The sequence below is a fragment of the Candidatus Nitrospira salsa genome, from assembly GCF_965152625.1.
In genome coordinates this window covers 1647748-1666576 of the sequence record NZ_CBCUCO010000002.1, presented here as the reverse complement: position 1 = coordinate 1666576, position 18829 = coordinate 1647748, and the positions used below count along the sequence as shown (strand labels likewise).

18 protein-coding genes and 1 tRNA gene are annotated in these 18829 nt (G+C 47.4%); 13 read left to right on the top strand and 6 right to left on the bottom strand.

The window, feature by feature from the left end; all coding sequences use genetic code 11:
• Positions 1-200: 200 nt before the first annotated feature.
• The 11 genes from ACWQXP_RS09460 to ACWQXP_RS09410 all read left to right on the top strand — a co-directional run bounded on the left by ACWQXP_RS09460 (position 201) and on the right by ACWQXP_RS09410 (position 13217).
• Positions 201-620 (top strand): DUF1844 domain-containing protein, encoded by a 420-nt coding sequence (locus ACWQXP_RS09460; protein WP_454062571.1) that lies wholly within the window; start codon positions 201-203, stop codon positions 618-620.
• A 353-nt stretch (positions 621-973) separates the two neighbouring features.
• Positions 974-3286, top strand: coding sequence for an ATP-binding protein (locus tag ACWQXP_RS09455; RefSeq protein ID WP_454062570.1), 2313 nt, complete (start codon positions 974-976; stop codon positions 3284-3286).
• Positions 3287-3380: 94 nt separating this feature from the next.
• Positions 3381-4754 carry a sigma-54-dependent transcriptional regulator gene (locus ACWQXP_RS09450; protein ID WP_454062569.1) on the top strand — a complete coding sequence of 458 codons (1374 nt, stop codon included), beginning with the start codon at positions 3381-3383 and terminating at the stop codon, positions 4752-4754.
• The gene (rlmD, locus tag ACWQXP_RS09445; protein WP_454062568.1) at positions 4729-6126 is read left to right on the top strand and encodes a 23S rRNA (uracil(1939)-C(5))-methyltransferase RlmD; all 1398 of its coding nucleotides are present in this window, start codon (positions 4729-4731) and stop codon (positions 6124-6126) included. Before ACWQXP_RS09450 ends, rlmD begins: the two co-directional genes overlap by 26 nt.
• A gap of 34 nt (positions 6127-6160) precedes the next feature.
• A complete protein-coding gene (gene purM, locus ACWQXP_RS09440; RefSeq protein ID WP_454062567.1) occupies positions 6161-7198 on the top strand; it encodes a phosphoribosylformylglycinamidine cyclo-ligase in 1038 nt (345 codons plus the stop codon).
• Positions 7199-7209: 11 nt separating this feature from the next.
• The gene (gene purN / locus ACWQXP_RS09435; protein ID WP_454062566.1) at positions 7210-7851 is read left to right on the top strand and encodes a phosphoribosylglycinamide formyltransferase; all 642 of its coding nucleotides are present in this window, start codon (positions 7210-7212) and stop codon (positions 7849-7851) included.
• A 149-nt stretch (positions 7852-8000) separates the two neighbouring features.
• Positions 8001-8076: transfer RNA gene (locus ACWQXP_RS09430), tRNA-Ala, on the top strand.
• A gap of 525 nt (positions 8077-8601) precedes the next feature.
• A complete protein-coding gene (locus ACWQXP_RS09425) occupies positions 8602-8763 on the top strand; it encodes a hypothetical protein (protein WP_454063017.1) in 162 nt (53 codons plus the stop codon).
• The gene (locus tag ACWQXP_RS09420; protein WP_454062565.1) at positions 8729-8980 is read left to right on the top strand and encodes a CopG family antitoxin; all 252 of its coding nucleotides are present in this window, start codon (positions 8729-8731) and stop codon (positions 8978-8980) included. Before ACWQXP_RS09425 ends, ACWQXP_RS09420 begins: the two co-directional genes overlap by 35 nt.
• A 359-nt stretch (positions 8981-9339) precedes the next feature.
• On the top strand, positions 9340-9714 hold the full coding sequence (locus tag ACWQXP_RS09415) for a hypothetical protein (RefSeq protein WP_454062564.1): 375 nt from the start codon (positions 9340-9342) through the stop codon (positions 9712-9714).
• Between the two features lie 2 nt (positions 9715-9716).
• Positions 9717-13217: a DEAD/DEAH box helicase gene (locus tag ACWQXP_RS09410; protein ID WP_454062563.1), complete on the top strand. Its 3501-nt coding sequence runs from the start codon at positions 9717-9719 to the stop codon at positions 13215-13217.
• A gap of 463 nt (positions 13218-13680) precedes the next feature.
• Here the strand turns inward: ACWQXP_RS09410 and ACWQXP_RS09405 are convergent, their stop codons facing one another.
• From ACWQXP_RS09405 to ACWQXP_RS09380, 6 genes are all read right to left on the bottom strand, one after another.
• Positions 13681-13908, bottom strand: coding sequence for a DUF1428 family protein (locus tag ACWQXP_RS09405; protein WP_454062562.1), 228 nt, complete (start codon positions 13906-13908; stop codon positions 13681-13683).
• Between the two features lie 192 nt (positions 13909-14100).
• Complete coding sequence (locus ACWQXP_RS09400) at positions 14101-14358, bottom strand: SRPBCC domain-containing protein (protein ID WP_454063016.1); 258 nt, start codon at positions 14356-14358, stop codon at positions 14101-14103.
• 66 nt (positions 14359-14424) lie between these two features.
• Positions 14425-14715, bottom strand: coding sequence for a hypothetical protein (locus ACWQXP_RS09395; protein ID WP_454062561.1), 291 nt, complete (start codon positions 14713-14715; stop codon positions 14425-14427).
• A gap of 171 nt (positions 14716-14886) precedes the next feature.
• Positions 14887-15372, bottom strand: a complete 486-nt coding sequence (locus ACWQXP_RS09390) for a VOC family protein (protein WP_454062560.1) — start codon at positions 15370-15372, stop codon at positions 14887-14889.
• A 46-nt stretch (positions 15373-15418) separates the two neighbouring features.
• Positions 15419-15679: an SRPBCC family protein gene (locus ACWQXP_RS09385; protein ID WP_454063015.1), complete on the bottom strand. Its 261-nt coding sequence runs from the start codon at positions 15677-15679 to the stop codon at positions 15419-15421.
• A 37-nt stretch (positions 15680-15716) separates the two neighbouring features.
• Positions 15717-15857, bottom strand: a complete 141-nt coding sequence (locus ACWQXP_RS09380; RefSeq protein WP_454062559.1) for a hypothetical protein — start codon at positions 15855-15857, stop codon at positions 15717-15719.
• Between the two features lie 403 nt (positions 15858-16260).
• On the opposite strand from ACWQXP_RS09380, the gene ACWQXP_RS09375 reads away from it, so the two are divergent.
• Positions 16261-17097, top strand: a complete 837-nt coding sequence (locus tag ACWQXP_RS09375) for a dioxygenase family protein (RefSeq protein ID WP_454062558.1) — start codon at positions 16261-16263, stop codon at positions 17095-17097.
• 35 nt (positions 17098-17132) lie between these two features.
• Positions 17133-18788 (top strand): alpha-amylase family protein, encoded by a 1656-nt coding sequence (locus ACWQXP_RS09370; protein ID WP_454062557.1) that lies wholly within the window; start codon positions 17133-17135, stop codon positions 18786-18788.
• Positions 18789-18829 lie beyond the last annotated feature (41 nt).

Here is an 18829-nt window from a genome sequence, read left to right as displayed (position 1 = left end):
TCATCCAAAGTTATCGATGTGCTCGGTACGTCGTTCATCAAAAATTCTCCATTGTGGACGAAAGAAGTGGGATATGAAGGGCGGCCTCTGATAGGCGGCTATTATACCGCTTTCTCTGCCTGGTGCAATCTCGTGGTTTCTTGCGAGAAACCGTATAATAATGTTACGGTTTTGATAGATTATAAAAGGAGGATGCCCTGATGAGCGAGGAAGAACAAGGCTTTATTATTCGAGATAAACGTGGGCGTAGTACAGAGCCAGACCCATCTCCAGCTTCGACTGCAGAGCCAATCTCGGAACCTACCCCTTCTCCAACCAGCTCAGCCAAGTCTTCTGAGCCTCAAGAATCAGGACCGCCTATTACGTTTTCCTCATTTGTTTTTTCTCTCGGAACGTCAGCCTTGATGTTGATGGGAGAGTCTCTTGACACTCAACAACCCTCGGTGCCAGTGAATCTCCCGCAGGCCAAAGAAGTTGTGGATATTCTCTCCATGCTGGATGAAAAAACGAAAGGGAATCTCTCACCAGACGAATCCTCAGTGCTTGGAGATATGCTCTACACGCTTCGAATGAAATATGTTGCCCTGACATCTGCGAACCCGGGCTCTCCATCTTCTTAGGAAGATATCCACGGGAAGAGTCATCGGCTACGAGTCACTGATGTTCTTGCAAAAGCTTCCGGTCCTTTTCATGATATATTCATGAGAGAGCACCACCATTTGCTTCAAATACTCGAAAAATCTGACGTTCTCGGTTATCGGTGATCCGCATATTCAGTCGATAGGACGGCGGTTCTTGATTCATGTCTCGTTTCGGTGGCCATGGAATCTCTCGTGTTGATGGCGTACTAGGCTGCGACTGTGTTCCCTTTTTGGGGAGTGATAGGGCTGGCGACAAAATTCTGTAGCATGAACAAACATGATTGTGAGTATTGAGCCTTGACCGATGACTGTATAGCTGATTGAGATCGTCGATGAATCTGTTTTCCAATAACCCGCGTCCGCCCAAATTTCCCCGTCGGGACCTTTCCCCGTCAACGCCCGATCCTCAATATTCAGAAAGAGAGTCAGACAGCCAACAGAAGGCACGGCATTTTAGGCCTGTGGCCATTGTGTTGTTGCTGCTCATTCCGTGTCTAGTCCTCACGGCTATTTATGCCAGATACGGAATTACCAATACCACCAAACCAGACTCTATTCTTCCCAGTCCCAGTTACGCAGTTGTGATGTTTTTAGTGTATCTGGATAGTGTGGGATTGGTGGTGTTGTCTCTGTTGTTGTCGCGCAATCTCATTCGGGCGTATTTTGAGAAACGGCATCGTCTTATTGGATCGGGGTTTCGTGCGAAACTGATTGCGGCATTTATTGGATTTGCGTTGATTCCGACGGTCATGTTAGCGACGGTGGCGAGTGGCGTGATTAGCGAAGTGATTGAAGTGTGGTTTAATGACCAAATTATGCAAGTCTTAAACGATTCTGAAGAATTGGCGCAATTCTACCATGAAGATCGAGTGGACCTTGCCGTGAACAGTGCTCGGGCGATTAGCCAAGAGATTTTTCGAGAAGATATTTTAAGTCCTGAACATCGAGAATTGCTGATTTCAGCGATGGGTCGAAAGCGAATGGAATATAATCTTGCCGGCGTCGAGGTTTTTTCCCCCAGAATGGAAACGTTAGCGCGGGTGGTTCATCCAGATCTGACAGATGCCGTGTTAAGTCTTCCTGTCGGGCAATTGGTGTTGCAAGTGCTCGATACGCGTGAGGAACTCAACTCGGTACAAGAAGCTCCCGTTGGCAGACTAGTCCGTGCAGCCACTCCGATTTTGTCGAGTGCCACTCCGGACAAGGTCAGTGGTGTGGTTGTGGTCTCGGCCTATGTGCCCGAATCGTTGCTGGTCAAGATGGATGTCATTGCCAAGCAATTTAATGATTACCGGCAAATGAAAGAAATGAAAGCGCCGATTAAAGTTGGCGCCTACTTATTTGTCGCGGTGGTGACGGTGCTGATTCTGTTTGGCGCGACCTGGTTTGGGTTTTACGTGGCTCGCGGTATAACCGTTCCTATTCAACGGCTTGCTGAGGGGACCGAGGCAGTCGCTAAAGGTGATCTTGATGTAAAAATTGAAGTGAAGGCCACCGATGAAATCGGAACGTTGGTCGAATCGTTTAATCGGATGACTTCAGATTTACGACAAAGTAAATCGAGACTAGAAGAAGCAAATTATTCTTTGCTCCAGTCGAATGCCGAAATTGATCAGCGTCGTGCATACACGGAAACCGTCGTTGAAACCATTGCTTCCGGTGTCTTGTCCATCTCAGCTGATGCCAAGATTACGACATTTAATCCATCAGCTGAACGAATTTTAGGCATCAGTGGAGAACAATTTCGTGGAAGGCCGGTCACGGAGGCCTTTAAAGAGTTTCAGTTGACATTATTTCAATCGGCCTATGATCAGATGCTTGTTGATGGACGTGAGGGCTATTCGTCGGCTGGTCAAATGGAAGCGCATGGGATGTTATTGACCATTGGATTGAATGTCTCGCGTATGCGTAATGAAGCCGGTCATGACTTGGGTTTTGTGTTCGTCTTTGAGGATCGAACGGAATTGATTAAGGCGCAAAAAACCGCGGCGTGGCAGGAAGTGGCTCAGCGTATCGCACATGAAATTAAGAATCCTCTCACACCCATTCAATTGTCCGCGCAACGTCTACGGAAAAAGTTTTTTGAAAAGTCGCCAGATTTTGAAAAGATTTTCGATCAGTCGACGAATGTGATTGTTGGAGAAGTCAGTAGTTTGAAGCGGATGGTGGATGAATTTTCTAAATTTGCCAGAATGCCAGCTCCACACATGACTCGTGAATCGTTAGGCGACATCATCGAAAAGGTCGTGTCTCTCTATGCCGGAGCCCATCGTGATGTGGAATTGATGGTGAATCTAGATGATTCGCTTCCGGAGATTAGTTGTGATGTGGAACAAATCCGTCGGGTGTTTGTGAATCTCTTTGACAATGCGGTTCAAGCCATGAATAGCCGGGGACGAATTTGGGTCTCGACGGAGTGCGATCGAAGACGTCATCGTGTTATCGTGCGCATAGCTGATGAAGGGGCAGGGATTCAACCCGAAGACCAAGAGAAGTTATTTGTCCCGTATTTTTCCAGAAAGCGGACGGGAACTGGGTTAGGACTTGCCATTGTTCATCGTATTATCACCGACCATAATGGTTCGATTCGAGCAGAGAATAATCAACCCAAAGGTGCCGTGTTTACGTTTGATCTGCCAATCTAAGCTATGGCATTTCGTGAGTGTTTGCGTATGATGACTCTCAATGATCTATGCAACGCAACAGAGGCCGTAGGTAATTTTCTGAGGAGATAACGTTGTGGCCGAGAGTATTTGCATTGTTGATGACGAGCCAGCGATCCTGAATACGCTGAGCAGTATATTAGAAGATGAAGGGTATCAAATTTCTGTGGCCAAAAGCGGTACGGAAGTGCTGAAAATGGTTCGGAGTGAACCACCGGATTTGATTATTCTTGATATTTGGATGCCGGAGATTGATGGGTTGGAGACCTTGAAACGATTGAGACAGCAATTCCCAGCACTCCTCGTCATTATGATGTCAGGGCATGGTTCGATTGAAACGGCCATCAAGGCCACAAAGTTGGGAGCCTACGATTACTTAGAGAAGCCCTTAGATCTAGAAAAAGTCACGATTCTGGTCAGAAATGCGCTCCATCAGCGGAAACTTGAAGAAGAGAACTTGAATCTTCGGATTCAAGTGGAACGACGATTTGAGCTAGTCGGAACCTCTCCGGCCATGCACCGGCTTCGTGAACTGATTACCATGGCGGCTCCGACGAATAGTCGCGTGCTGATTTCCGGGGCGAATGGCACCGGCAAGGAGTTGGTCGCACGTGCCATTCATCTTCACAGCCCTCGCCACAGTCGTCCCTTTGTCGAAGTGAACTGTGCCGCGATTCCTGAGACGCTGATTGAAAGTGAATTGTTTGGCCATGAACGGGGGTCGTTTAGCGGGGCGACCTCGATGAAGCGTGGGAAATTTGAACTCGCTGATGGAGGCACCCTCTTTCTCGATGAAATTGGTGATATGAGTTTAGCCACACAAGCGAAAGTCTTGCGTGTGTTGCAAGAGCAGCAATTTACGCGAGTCGGCGGTGGGAAACTTTTAAATGTACAGGTTCGAGTAATTGCCGCGTCAAACAAAGACTTAGTGGAAGAAATAGAAAAAGGTCTGTTTCGTGAAGATTTGTATTACCGCTTAAATGTCTTGCCGATTATGGTGCCGACTCTTCGGGAGCGTCGGGATGATATCCCGGAGTTAGCGCAACACTTTCTCAAACTGCATGCGGAAGAGCAAGGCTTGAAATTCAAAGAACTGACGAAAGAGGCCATGGAAATGCTGCGTCAACACGATTGGCCTGGCAATATTCGTGAATTACGGAATTTGATTGAACGCCTGCTTATTATGGTTCCACGTCCGCTGATCGATGCGAAGGACATTGAATTGTTCCTCCAGGTACGAAGTGGAGGGGCCAATCAGGCCTTTGCTTCCGGGAAAGACTTTGCGTCATTGAGAGATGCCCGCAATGCTTTTGAACGTGAACTTATATCCAATAAATTGCGAGAGAACAATTGGAATGTGTCAAAAACCGCAGATGATTTGAAAATTGAACGCAGCCACCTCCATCGAAAAATTAAGTTACTGAATGTTGAACTCCGTTCTGAAAGTTAATCATTCTCCTGCTGTCATGAATCATCAACTTGTCGTGCCTTCTCCAAGTGATTCTCCTTCTTCGGAGATTCTCATAGAAAAACTCGTGCCGGGTGGGAATGGGTTGGGCCGCATCGGCCCTCAGGTGATCTTTGTCAAAGGCGGGCTGCCGGGTGAAACGCTCAAGATTCAGGTTGGTGCAAAGCTTCGCGGCGTTCATTCTGGGGACATTATCAAGATTCTTCAAGCCTCCCATGATCGAGTGGAGCCACCCTGTTCGATCTATGGGGTGTGTGGCGGGTGCCAACTGCAGCATCTTCAGTATGAGGGGCAACTCCGAGAGAAACGTGCCATGCTCACGGATGCGCTTCAGCGTATTGGGAAAATTGACATTCCTGAAGTTGGAGTCGTTGTGCCGTCACCTCAGTCTTTGGGATATCGCAATACGGTTCGGTTTGTGGTTTTCAAAGGATCAACACATCTCCAGCTTGGCTTTTATCAAGCAGGAACGCACATTCCTGTTGACGCCCACACCTGTTTACTTATTCCAGAACGGTTACAGCATGTCGCTGCATTGGTGACTCAACGCTTTACAACATCTTCATCGATTCCAATGTTTTTAGAGCACTTCGAGTGTCGTTCTTCAACCACCACGAGCGACATCTTGCTTGTGTTTCATGGGACATACAAAAAAGCGGAGCGTGTGCAGGCATTTCTTGAATCATTCCTGCCAATGCCAGGTGTGGTTGGATGTGTTGTGCAACGACCAGGTCCGAAGGATGATCGGATACAGCGTGCAGCGCTTGTGGTCGGACAGGATTCTGTGACCGAACGATTCGGAGATCTGACCCTTCAGATTGGGTTTCATTCTTTTACGCAAACGAATTGGCCAGTGTTTGAAGCAATTGGGAACACGCTGAATGACTGGATCGGTCACCCAGACGGCCTGCAGGTGTTGGAAATGTATGCAGGCACTGGAGCGTTCGGCATGAGTTTGGCTCGACATGGAGCCTTTGTGACGTTGGTCGAATCTAATGCGCTAGCCATTGCGGATGCGAGAAAGTCTGCAGCGCTGAGTCGAGTGGCACGCTGCAAATTTAAACGGCAAGCTGGAGAGAAATTTTTGCCTTTTGTGAACTCTCGCGAATATGACCTTATTCTGGTCGATCCACCTCGAACGGGGCTGAGTCCGGTTGTACTTCAGGAGTTGGGACGAATCAGAGCCGCGCGACTCTTCTATGTATCATGCGATGTTGCCACGCTTGCTCGGGATCTTGCTCGACTGGCAACCTTTGGGTATCGTGTGATTCGCGTTCAACCGTTTGACATGTTTCCACAGACCGCGCATATCGAAACCCTAGTTGAGTTAGCCGTTTCAGATATGACGACGTGAGGGTCGTCTATTTTCTTTTTGTGATTGGAATACTATGACAACGTATCGTGACGCAGGTGTGGATATTCAAGCTGGTGATCAGTTTGTGCAACGAATTAAATCGCTAGTCAGGACAACGTTTCGCCCGGAAGTCGTCAGTGATCTTGGTGGTTTTGGCGGTCTCTTTCGTTTTCCCTCGACCCAATATCAAGATCCGATTTTAGTGTCAGGTACCGATGGGGTCGGAACGAAGTTGAAAGTCGCGGCTCTCATGGATCGTCACGATACGATTGGCATTGATTTAGTGGCGATGTGTGCGAATGATGTCGTGGTGAGCGGAGCGGAGCCGCTCTTTTTTTTAGATTATTTAGCAACAGGAAAACTTGATGTCGGAAAAGCGGAGTCTATTGTCAGTGGAATTGTAACGGGATGTCGAGAGGCGGGGTGTGCGTTGATTGGTGGAGAAACGGCTGAAATGCCGTCATGCTACCCCGACCACGAATATGATTTAGCTGGATTCGTCGTTGGAGTCGTCGAGCGTGAGAAAATCATTGATGGCAAGAAAGTTGCCCCGGGTGATGTCGCGATTGGGTTGAGTTCAACGGGGTTACATAGCAATGGATTTACCTTGGCTCGACAAGTCTTGTTTGAACAGGCAGGCTGGACAGGAGCGACGGAATTATCAGAACTTGATCGGCCGTTGGGCGATGTCTTGCTGGAGCCAACCAGGATTTATGCTAAGCACATACGAGCACTGCTGACGGATTGTGACATTCATGGTGTCGCGCACATTACTGGAGGAGGGCTAACGGGTAACGTGCCTCGAGTTCTCCCTGAGCATTGTGACATGCTCATTAAACGAGGATCATGGCTAATCCCTCATATTTTTGATGTGATTCAACGGGCGGGACAGGTTGACCAAGAAGAAATGTATCAGGTTTTTAATATGGGCATTGGTATGGTGGTGATTGTTCCGCCACAAGACGTCAATCGAGTACTAGATCATATGCAAACCTTGGGTGACGCGGCGCATGTGATTGGAGAGATTCGTCAACGTCATTCTCCCGAATTGCCTGTTCGGTATGATGAGTAAAGGATGAGCGTATGGCTCCGGTTGTGTTAGGTGTGCTGGTCTCGGGACGAGGTTCAAATCTGCAATCAATTATTGATGCGATTGAGTCTGACCGCTTGGATGCTTATATCGCGGTGGTGGTGAGCAATAAGCGAGATGCGTTTGGATTAGACCGAGCGAGATCGCATGGGATCAAAACAGTTTTTCTCGATCCGAAGTCGTATAAAGACCAATCGAATCCTCGAGAAGCCTATGACCGTGCTGTCTTGGACGTGCTTCAAGTTCATGGCGTTGAGTTGGTCATTTTAGCCGGATATATGAAGATTGTGACTTCCGTGCTTATTGATGCTTATGAAGGGCGGACGATGAATATTCATCCATCATTGTTACCATCGTTTCCGGGGTTAGCTGCGCAGCGGCAAGCCTTGGATTGGGGGGCAAAAGTCAGTGGGTGTACGGTTCATTTTGTGACAGAAGGCGTCGATGAAGGGCCTATTATTCTGCAAGCATCTGTTCCGATCCTTGAAGATGATACGGTTGAAACGCTTTCAGTAAGAATCCTTGAGCATGAACATCGAATATATCCTGAGGCGATTCAGTTGTATGCAGAAGGTCGTCTTGCTATAGACGGACGGCGAACTCGAATTGTGGAAAGCGTGAAGCGTGAAGCGTGAGACGTGTGTCTGCGGAAAGGAACTCTTTTACGAGATACGAACGACGAGATACGCTTCACGAATTGTGTTGAGTAGCATGTAATCAATGAGTATTGTATAATCCTGTCTTAATCGAGACAATCCCAAGCATCTGATCCTTTCAAATACGTGGGGGGCTAGCTCAGTTGGGAGAGCGCAACGTTCGCAACGTTGAGGTCGCGGGTTCAACTCCCGTGCCCTCCACCAAATCATTCCTGCCTTACTATAAATCTAAAGCAGAGCGCGGGTAGGGCGCTTCTAAACCCTTCATTTCGGCCATAGGGAAATTCCCCAGAGAACGCCAGTCTTCCGATTCTGCCTCAAATTGTCCACGCGAATAGCCTTTTAACGTTTCTGTGATGATGGTAGCCAGCGGTTCATCCCGTTACAACATCTTGCCGTGGCCGCTGACGCGCTCATAGCGATATCCGATCAGAGGGAAAAGACCCAATAGCCGCTCATCATTTGAGCTTGCATGCGGTAAATGATTTGTTAGGCGTGCTCATTTGCCGAGTCAAAAATGGAAGAATAAAAGAGATTGACATTTGTATAGACAAATGTATGCTTTCATGATCTGATACATATATAGGTAGACGGTTTTGATTGGGATGAGGGTAATCGTGGGAAATGTCAAAAGCATGGGCTTTCCTAGAAGTAGATTGAACATTTCTTTCAGTAACATAGGTCTATGTTACCCCCGATCCCAAACATTCCGATGAAGAAGAGCGTTTTCTGGCCATTGGGCGCTCGAAAAAGCACAAACCAATGTTTGTGGTGTTTACCCTGCGGGATGTGAATGGAGAGAGACTAATCCGATCCATTAGCGCCCGTTATATGCATGAGAAAGAGGCAAAACGATATGAAGAAGAAAGTGCCAAAATTGAAAAGCGATAAAGAAGTCGAAAAGTTCCTGGACCAGGATTTGACGGATTACATCAATCTGAAGAATTTTACCTCGGTCAATTTTGAGATGCTCCCGAAAGACAAGCAGGTTAATCTCCGGTTTTCGGAGCAATTACTTTCGGCAGTCCGGCAGAAGGCAGAGCAGGAAGGCATTTCCTACCAGAAATATATCCGCAAGGCCGTTGAGGAGTCTCTAACCTCGCATTAAAAACTTCTGCCCTCGTTTTGCAATTCTACTAAACACCTACATTACAAGGCAGTGGCGTCTGAAGGAAGGTCGGCTGCGGTTCATGTTGGCTCATCTTCAGCACACTAACTGTATTACATCTGTGTGAAAGCCTTATCGTTAAGGATTACGGCAAGATGTGTGTTGTACTACAACACATCTTGGCAAGGGAGACGCTGCGCTCTCCCGTTGCATCCCTCTAGCCTATGGTGATTCACCGTTGAGTTGATTAGCGATAAAGACTATGATTTTGTCGGATAACCATTATTGTTTAAAAAGAGGGGATGCCCGCTTTACGACCCATAGTGGACATTCAATGACTGGAAGTAAGGATATGCTTTGTGAAATTATCTGAACAACGAAGTACCTCAGAAGATATTCGAGATAGCCAATTATTGAGTGCTGGTTCGTTGTGGCTTAGGTGGGATCCTCATTTCAATGCCTCCGGCACATTATTGAATGACCAATTTTCTAGAGAAACCCCCTTTGATGAATGTTTAAGAGGGCTTGAGGCTGCTGTTCCGACTGTTAAAGCGTTCGGTATAACAGATTATTATAGTCTTTCGACCTATAGAGCTGTTTTTGACGCAAAACTAGCAGGGCGTTTAGAAGAATGTGATCTTATATTTCCAAATGTTGAAATGCGACTAAGTATAGGAACGGCAAAAGGGAAATGTGTTAATACTCACGTTCTTATATGCCCAGATGATATGTGATAATGAGCAGGCCATTTTTCAATAAATCTATTTCTGATCTGGAAATAGCATATCAGAACAACCTCGCTGATCCAGCTTTCTGTCAGAAGCTATTGTATGAACTTACGCATCGGAGCACGAAGCGTGCGCAGAATCTAAAAAACAAGATTGTCGCTAGAAACGAGGTGCCTCGTGAAGTCACTCCACGAAAGTTACCGAAGAAGAGTGCTGAAGCGTTGGAAATGCCGAACGAAGATGAAGTTATTCCTATCGTGGTTGAAGAACCACAAGTCTATATGCCTCCGCCCAAAGTTGAAGTCGGTCCTAAACCCGCCATTACCAATGACCCACAAAATATTTTGCGTTCTTGGACAGCGCTCGAAGTTTTATCGACCCAGGCCTATCGTCGTGAAACCGATTTGGTCGCTGGCGATAAGTATAAAATTGCGCAACTCGATGAGAAACAGCTTCCTTGGGAACGGGGTGAAAAATCCCGTAAGAATAAACGTCTTTATTATGAACTGATCTTAGGTGCTGTCGTACTAAGCCCTGCCGTTGAAAGCCTTCTCAAAGTTTATGCCGACAAGCGACCTGATCAGCCTAGTGTTGGCGGATATAGTCCTGTTGCCAGTATCCTAATTGATAAGGAAGGACGTCCCTTAGATGAGGATAGCACTTTTGCGATCTCAAGTTTTGCTTGGGGTGTGCCGATTGCGCTGAAAGGTGACCTGAAAGCCTTGGCGGATTGGCCCGATCACGAAAGAGCTTTGAAAGAGGCCTTGAAGAAACCTCTTGTGAAAAAAGATCATCAAGGTGACATTCTTCCCTTGAACAAAACGCGCATCAGCGAACTGTTTGAAGTTCTGGTAAAAATAATGGACTTGGGCGCGTTGGAATTGAAACCGCCATATTTCGCTATACGACGCTATGAGTTTTTTGCCAGCAAAACGCCGCCAGAACCAGGTTTGCTGAATTCCTTCTTCATGCAGGATCTTGCCACTGCAAGAGAGCTGGCAAAAGAAGGGCGACTTCCAAACGCACTAAAGCACTATTTGAGTGTGGAGAAACCTGCTCGAAAAACTGACCTGTTAAAGGATGATGTCGGTCTTCAGGACCTCCTACAACCAGCGCTAACATCAGTTGGGCGTTGGCCCGGAAACGGACGATTTCCGCTTGCTCTTCTTCAACAGGCATCGGTGAATGCTACTCATCCAAGTCGGATGAAAACGGGCGTCCTTGCTGTGAATGGGCCGCCTGGAACAGGTAAGACAACCCTCCTGAGAGATGTGGTTGCCGCGCGCATCATTGAGCGTGCAATTGTCATGAGTTCGTATCAAAAGCCCGCCGATGCTTTCACCTCAACATCGCAAACGCTTCAAAGAAGCGGGGCGAAGATCACGCTCCACAAACTCGATGATCGTCTCAAAGGCTTTGAGATGATTGTGACTTCATCTAACAATAAGGCCGTAGAGAATGTTAGTGCTGAATTGCCTGCCTTAGATGCTATAGCTGATGATGCACCGGAACTTAGATACTTTAAGGCGATCTCGGATAACGTTCTTGACCGCAAGACTTGGGGGACGATTGCTGCCGTCCTAGGGAATTCCAGCAACCGCTACACCTTCTCAGAAAGCTTCTGGCGCGACGATGAGAATGGCCTATCAGCGTATCTGAACCATGTAAGCGGTATCCCGCAGATTGTATCTGAGCCACAAGAAGGCGGCGCTCCTATTAGGCGAAACAGGAAGATAATCGACTCTGAAAATCCGCCGTCTAATCCCCGTGAGGCTTCTGCACGTTGGGAGAAAGCTCGGTCTCAGTTTTTGCAGGCGCAGCGCTTATCAGCAGAGAAACAAGAGGAGCTTCAACATATACATGTGCAAATCGTACGGCTTGTCTCTGTTGCTGGTGAAATTAACGATCTGGTATCACAGCAGCCTTTGCTGGCGGAAGAATTTATACTTCTGGAAGAACAACTTGGCCTGGCTCAAGCACCAGTGCAGGGAACTGAGACACTGCAGGTATCAACTCGTCAGTCAAAGGATACTCATGCCGCTTCACGTCCTGGTTTCTTTTCAAGGATTTTCCAACGCCGAAGATATCATCAATGGTTATCGGAACAACAGGCGTTTGAAAAAACCACTCAACAAGCTGAACGTGCCTTTGAAAAAGCCAAGAAAGGCTATGATGATCTGCATACGTTGCTCACCACTAAGAAGAAGCAGATCGAGCAATTGAAGACGAAGATTGTAACCTTGGAGCAAGAACAAGTTCAGCTTAAGGCTGAGACCAAGAACCTAAAGGAAGATCTTGGCGCATCCATTCCTGATGCTGATTTCTTCGCAATGCCGCATGAAGAGATGCAAATCTCAAGCGTATGGCTAGATGCTGCTGCCAGCCGTATGAGAGATGATGTTTTTGAGGCAGCAATGAAGCTACATCGTGCCTTCATCGATTGTGCGGCGGACCCATTACGTCAAAATCTTTCTATATTCATTGAGTCTTTCGGTACGCGTTCGCTTGGAACGCTTCAAAAAGATTCACTCATAGCTGACCTATGGGCGTCGTTCTTTCTTGTTGTGCCAGTGGTTTCTACGACCTTTGCCTCCGTGCACCGAATGTTCTCACGCCTTGCGCCTGAAGCTCTTGGTTGGTTGCTTGTTGATGAAGCTGGACAAGCTGTTCCGCAGGCTTGTGTCGGCGCAATGATAAGAACCAAACACTCAGTTGTTGTCGGCGACCCGTTACAAATTGAACCCGTTGTAACGTTGCCAAATAGCCTGACTGAAGAGGTCTGTGCCTTCTTCGGAATTGACCCGTTCAAATACAACGCCCCTGAAGCATCAGTCCAAACGGTTGCTGACGCTGCCAGTACGTATTGCGCTCAGTTCCCCATTGGTAGCGGACATCGCAACGTAGGTGCGCCGCTTCTCGTACATAGGCGCTGCAATAATCCGATGTTCGATATTTCGAACGAGATTGCCTACTCCAATCTAATGGTTCAGGCGAAGAAATCTTCGCCAATTAACCCGATCCTCGGCCCATCATCTTGGGTCGATATTGTCGGGAAACCAGGACCAGACAAGTGGTGTGCAGTTGAAGCTGTTGTTTTGATCGAGATGCTACGTAAGCTGAAAGATGGTGGCGCTGAGCCTGACCTCTATGTAGTAACGCCGTTTGTGATTGTTCAGGATAATCTGAGAAGAGAAATCTTGAACAGCCGTGTTCTGGATAATTGGGTGGGGAACGCAAACTCATGGGTCTGGGAACATGTTGGTACTGTTCATACTGTCCAGGGCCGCGAGGCCGGGATCGTATTTATCGTGCTTGGCGCGCAAATGTCATCTCAGAATGGAGCACGTACTTGGGCTGGTGGCCGGCCAAATCTTGTGAATGTTGCTGTCACAAGAGCAAAGGACTCAATGTATGTGATTGGTAATCGTGATCTTTGGAAGTCGGCGGGAGTGTTTGCGACGCTGGATCGGTACCTGCCTGATGCAGCAAATGATCGAGATTTCCAATGATCAATCTTTCTGATGAATATTTAAGAGCTTCAATAACTGAAAAAAATTCTGGTGCGATATGAGATCAAAGATTAGTCTTCGTTCGGTGCTTCTCTAATGACCGCTTCAGTGATGTCCACTTAATATTTACCTAGAAGGCGAGGAGATCTCTTTGTCAAAGTGCCATCATAAAAAGGTTCGCTGTATCAACCAGTTTGAGCTAATTCGTAAGTATGAGTGCCCAGATTGTGGTGCGGTAATGATTTGTGTTTGTGACAAGGACATACGCCAATAATAGGGGTCAAGACTAGTTTTATAAAGTTCCCGTTCACCTATTGGAGGCCTCTGCGATCATGTGCTCAATCGTGACATGCCGTTTGGGCGGAAGGAATGGACATAACGGACAGTTACGCAGTTGGGATTTGCGGCGAACCTGACCTTGTGGACAACCTCGGAAGGTCTGATCCTGACACCAATTTGCTGTTCAAAAAGGAAAATGTCCCCTTTTTCTCGCTAGATCAGTAAAGGGCGTTATCTTGCATGTTTCAGGCGCGTCTTCCGGCATTTCAGGTTCGCCGTCTTCCAGTACACACTCCTTATAGGAAAGCGCTCCGTGCTCCATCCAGATTTTTCCGGCTTTTTCCGCCATCCCGCGGTAAGCCTCCAACTTGCCTTTCGGCCCCGGCAACACAAATCCTTCTACATATGTCATTTTTCGGTTCCTTCCCTTTGTTAATATTCTCCAGTAAATCTTTCAGGTGATCTCATCCGGATTCCATTCAGAGTGTCCGGGCGAGGTTTTCAAATTGACCGGCCATCTGTTCCCAGCCATCAAGAAAACCCATTTCTTCATGTTGTTTTAGCGCCTCCTCGGTCCAGTGCAGTGGACGCACGACATACGAGTTTAGCCGCCTTCATCGGATACCTCTATAACAGTAACCATGAAAGGGAAGACCACGAGTTGGTGAAAGGGGTTCCAGGCGGTAGTAAAGGCGATGGTGAAAACAAGCTGCTGCTGCGGAACGGCTTCCAAAAACACGCCTTCCCCGTCGGAACCCTCAACGTCCGGGCGGCACATGATGATATGAGACGTTCCACCGGAGCGTTGATCTAAAGCTTTAACTACAGTTCTCCAGGATGGGGGGCCGAACCATTGCTCCAGTAATTTAGGCTCTGTCCAGCAGACGCTCCAGCCGCAACTCGTATTCTTCAGTCTTTTTGTTGTTTGTCATTCATCGAATTCCTTGTTATGGACAGGTGCATCGGGACGTTCTATTTCCAGTGATTCGCGATATTTTACGCAACCTCTGAGAAATTGTGGCCAGGGAGGTACCGCTATGGCCGAGTTTATTTTTTCAGGCAACAAGCCCCACAATTTTGGATGGTGCCAGCAGAGATCATGCCCACTGCTATCACGGTGGGTACGGATGCCCGCGCGCATTTTTTTGATTTCGGCAATCAGTTCCTGCCTGTCCATATTTTCTAAATCCCGGTCAGGATTATCGCTGTCACTAGCCATATCTCTTTTCCTTGTTTAGAAACCAACTCGTATGCTCTATGAAAAATTCCCTCTTGGGAACTAAAAATTCTCAGATTTGTTTGCGAAGTATTGAAAAACTAAAAGATTTAGCCTGGCCGCCACATACCCGTCTACATAAGTCATTATTTTAGTCTCCCTTTCTATTTTTCTTTAACTTTTTCCCATCGCTGCGGCTTCGAGCTTGGAAATATCTATTTTTTTCATTGTCATCATCGCATCGAAAGCACGCTTCGCTTTGTCACGGTCTGAACCTGTCGTCAGTTTCATTAGCAACTTTGGCGTAATCTGCCAGAAGAACCCCCAACGGTCTTGACACCAACCGCAATCATTCTCGCTACCGCCGTTTTCTATAATTGCATTCCAGTAGCGGTTAGTTTCTTCCTGATCGTCGGTCAGCACCATAAAGCTTACAGCTTGGTCAGGCGTAAAATTCGGCCCACCATTCAAGCCGATGAACGACCGCCCAAGTACAGTGAATTCAACCGTCAATTCATTACCTTCCTGTCCACCGGGGAAATCGCAAGGCGCGGTGTTCACCCGTCTCACACAGCTATCGGGAAACGTAGCAGCGTAGAATTCCGCCGCTTTGCTTGCTTCACCGTGGTCAAACCACAGGCAGGTGACAAGTTCGGTCATATCTTATTTTCCTTTCCATACACGTAAATCATTATTCAAAGCTGGCTTATAAGATCGTATTCAGTGTTTGAAGGATTTTACCCCATCCTTCTTGTGTGCGTTCCGCCCATTCCGGCAGCACGTCCTCATGGAGCTGGTTCAACTCCCATCCGTGTCCCTCCGAGGTAATGTCAATCGTTACAACGGCCATCTCTTCTAAATATCTGGGAACGCCAAATGTAAAAAACAAAAGATGTGGGCGGTTGATTTCAAGATATTCACCGACATGATCTATCTCACCTTCTTCCCATTTTCTGCAATGGTAAATTTTCCGCCTACGCAGGTATTAATTTACACTCGCGTCATTACGCCATCCAGCGTTTGAAGAAAAATTTACCATCCTTGTCCGGATCGAGCCAAGTATCAAAAACCTGTTCTACCGGAAAATTGAAGCAGCGAGTCACGCGCACGGACATTTTTGCTTCTGCTTGCTTCTGCTTCGACATCTTTTATTCCTCTTCCTGCTTCAGCAATTCTTCGAGTTGCGTGATTGTTGTGTTCCAACCTTAGTGGAAGCCCAGCTCCTTATGCGCCTTCATCTGGTCCGGCGTGCTATGCATGACATGGGCGACATATTTCGTGCCACCTTCTGTTTCTTTTAGCGTAACGACGCATATAAACTGACGCTCCCGCATGAATGACTGTCCGCAGCAGGAGGAGATTTAGGCCGGTATCTAGGCAGTAATGAGGTCGTCCAGACTAATCGTTCCTGCAGTACATTTCCAAAACTTGCAACTTTTAAATGCTTAATACCTTATGGCAAGGGAGACGGTTGGCCATGATTGAGGAAATACCCTAGACTATGGGTGTATCACTCTTCTAACGTCATTCTCACGTAGGAGGTTACTTATGAACTCGAACGATTCCAATTTATCCAGGCGTCATCTGTTTAAGATGGGCCTCGGGGTAGCGGGTGTCCTCTTGGCGACTCCAGCATTAGCCAAAATTATTGATATTTCAAAAGTTTGTGGTGGGAAAGCGACCACACGGCAGGTGTTAGGTCCCATGTTTCCTGACGATGAGGATGTCATGGATCCCATTCGGGAAAGCCCTGACCTCAGTTTACCGATTGTGGAAGGCAGCGATAATGATTTGACGTTTGTCAAAGGGCGAAAAGGGAAAGCTCAAGGGCAGGTCATTTATCTCCGTGGTCAACTCCAAGGGCAGCGACCGATGGGAGAGAAATTGGAGAGCAAATGTGAAGTTTTAGCAGGAGCCACTCTTCTTTTATGGCAGACCAACACGTATGGGCGCTACAACCACAAAGGCGACATCGACAATCAGACCTATACGCATCCGCGAACAAAAAGACCTGTCGACCGTAAGCATGATCCACATTTTCAGTACTGGGGTCGTGCGATCACGGATGAGCAGGGACAATATTCGTTTAAGACGATTCTTCCATCGTTTTATCCGGTGTACGGGGGATTCCGTCCGGCCCACTTACATCTCATGATTAGTGCCCCCGGCTATCCACAGATGGTGACCCAAACCTATTTTAAGGGAGCCAATCTTCAAATGGACCATGAGGTGAACCACAGTTTGCTTGAGAAGGATTTTATTCTGCGTGACCCGCGGTTGTCCCGTGAGGAACAAGAACAATTGATACTTGAGTACCACGAAGATCCAACCGGCAAGATTACCGATGGACTGGTCGGAACATTCGATATTCGAATGATTCAATGATTTTCTCATCACAAGAGAAGGAGGTCATTACTCAAATGATTGAAGATCTTTGGTATAAAAATAGTGTGATTTATAGTCTCGACCTCGAAACCTTCATGGATGCCAATGGGGATGGGGTGGGGGACTTTGAGGGACTGACACGGCGGCTCGATTACTTGCATGCTTTAGGAATTGAAACAATCTGGCTCTCTCCGTTTCAACCTTCCCCAAACCGTGACAATGGGTATGATATTGCGGATTATTACGGCGTCGATCCTCGTCATGGTTCGAGTGGGGACTTTGTGGAGTTCATGCATCAAGCCAAGAGGCGTGGCATCAAGGTGATCATTGACCTGGTGGTGAACCATACGTCGAATCAACATCAATGGTTTCAGAATGCCTGTCGTGATAAAGACTCACCGCATTACTCGTGGTATGTGTGGTCGAAAAAGCGTCCGTCGGACTGGAATCAGGGAATGGTGTTTCCTGGTGTTCAAAAAGGAACATGGACGTATAACAAGGAGGCTCGTGAATTCTACTTCCATCGTTTTTTTAATTTTCAGCCAGATTTGAATATGGATAACCCTGAAGTGAGAACGGAAATCAGGCGAATTATGGGTTATTGGTTGGAGTTAGGAGTGGCAGGATTTCGTGTGGACGCTGTGCCCTTCATTATTGAAACACCCGCACCCGGTAAAAAGAAGCCCGTGATGCAGTATCACTATCTTGGTGAGATGCGAAAATTTTTACAGTGGCGCCGTGGCGATGCCATTCTTTTGGGTGAGGCTAATGTTTTACCCAAGCAAAATCGTCGATATTTCGGAAAAAATGAAGATGGTATCCACATGATGTTCAATTTCTTCGTGAATCAATACCTGTTTTATGCGTTGGCCACATCGGATATCGCCCCTTTGGTGAAGGCGTTGAACGCGACGAAGGATCTTCCCCCGACTGCTCAATGGGGGCACTTTCTCAGGAATCATGATGAACTTGATCTCGGCCGTCTGACATCAGCTCAGAGAGATAAAGTCTATGCGAGATTCGGTCCTGAAAAGCGTATGCAGCTTTACGATCGGGGTATCCGGCGGCGTTTAGCGCCGATGTTAGGAGATCGACGGCACATTGAGTTGGCCTACAGTCTGATCTTTTCTCTTCCTGGTACGCCCGTGATTCGATATGGCGATGAGATTGGCATGGGTGATGATCTGACGTTAAAAGAGCGCGATGCTGTCCGTACTCCCATGCAATGGTCCGATGAAGTGCAGGCAGGCTTTTCAACGGCAGAGACCACCATTCATCCCGTCATTGATTCCGGTGTCTATCATTACAAGCAGATTAATGTTGAAGCGCAACGGCGAGATCCCGACTCCCTACTGAATTGGACGGCACGGATGATCCGTTTGCGTAAAGAATGCCCAGAGATTGGGTGGGGCAGTTGGAAAATACTTCACACCGGCTCGTCAAAGGTGCTCGGTATGCGGTATGATTGGCGGGGTAATTCCTTAGTCGTGTTGCATAATTTCGATGAAAAGCCGCACGAAGTTCGAATTTGTCCAGGCGTTCAGGGGGAAGAACGATTAGTGAACTTACTGGCAGAGGAAGAAAGTCGCAGTCCTCATTCGGGCATTCATAAAATGCCGATCGAGTCATACGGGTATCGCTGGTTTAGGGTCGGTGATCTGAATCATGTCATTCATCGTCAGCGAGCGTAAGATTTCAGACCCCTCAGATTTCCTCACCTCCGAATATTGCT

What these genes read in the sequence shown, in the direction of transcription:
- rlmD (WP_454062568.1), top strand. Translation starts at nt 4,729, where the DNA reads ATGTTGAACTCCGTTCTGAAAGTTAATCATTCTCCTGCTGTCATGAAT.
- ACWQXP_RS09410 (WP_454062563.1), top strand. Translation starts at nt 9,717, where the DNA reads ATGAGCAGGCCATTTTTCAATAAATCTATTTCTGATCTGGAAATAGCA.
- ACWQXP_RS09455 (WP_454062570.1), top strand. Translation starts at nt 974, where the DNA reads ATGAATCTGTTTTCCAATAACCCGCGTCCGCCCAAATTTCCCCGTCGG.
- ACWQXP_RS09390 (WP_454062560.1), bottom strand. Translation starts at nt 15,372, where the DNA reads ATGACCGAACTTGTCACCTGCCTGTGGTTTGACCACGGTGAAGCAAGC.
- purM (WP_454062567.1), top strand. Translation starts at nt 6,161, where the DNA reads ATGACAACGTATCGTGACGCAGGTGTGGATATTCAAGCTGGTGATCAG.
- ACWQXP_RS09375 (WP_454062558.1), top strand. Translation starts at nt 16,261, where the DNA reads ATGAACTCGAACGATTCCAATTTATCCAGGCGTCATCTGTTTAAGATG.
- ACWQXP_RS09460 (WP_454062571.1), top strand. Translation starts at nt 201, where the DNA reads ATGAGCGAGGAAGAACAAGGCTTTATTATTCGAGATAAACGTGGGCGT.
- purN (WP_454062566.1), top strand. Translation starts at nt 7,210, where the DNA reads ATGGCTCCGGTTGTGTTAGGTGTGCTGGTCTCGGGACGAGGTTCAAAT.
- ACWQXP_RS09405 (WP_454062562.1), bottom strand. Translation starts at nt 13,908, where the DNA reads ATGACATATGTAGAAGGATTTGTGTTGCCGGGGCCGAAAGGCAAGTTG.
- ACWQXP_RS09380 (WP_454062559.1), bottom strand. Translation starts at nt 15,857, where the DNA reads ATGTCGAAGCAGAAGCAAGCAGAAGCAAAAATGTCCGTGCGCGTGACT.
- ACWQXP_RS09370 (WP_454062557.1), top strand. Translation starts at nt 17,133, where the DNA reads ATGATTGAAGATCTTTGGTATAAAAATAGTGTGATTTATAGTCTCGAC.
- ACWQXP_RS09420 (WP_454062565.1), top strand. Translation starts at nt 8,729, where the DNA reads ATGAAGAAGAAAGTGCCAAAATTGAAAAGCGATAAAGAAGTCGAAAAG.
- ACWQXP_RS09395 (WP_454062561.1), bottom strand. Translation starts at nt 14,715, where the DNA reads ATGGCTAGTGACAGCGATAATCCTGACCGGGATTTAGAAAATATGGAC.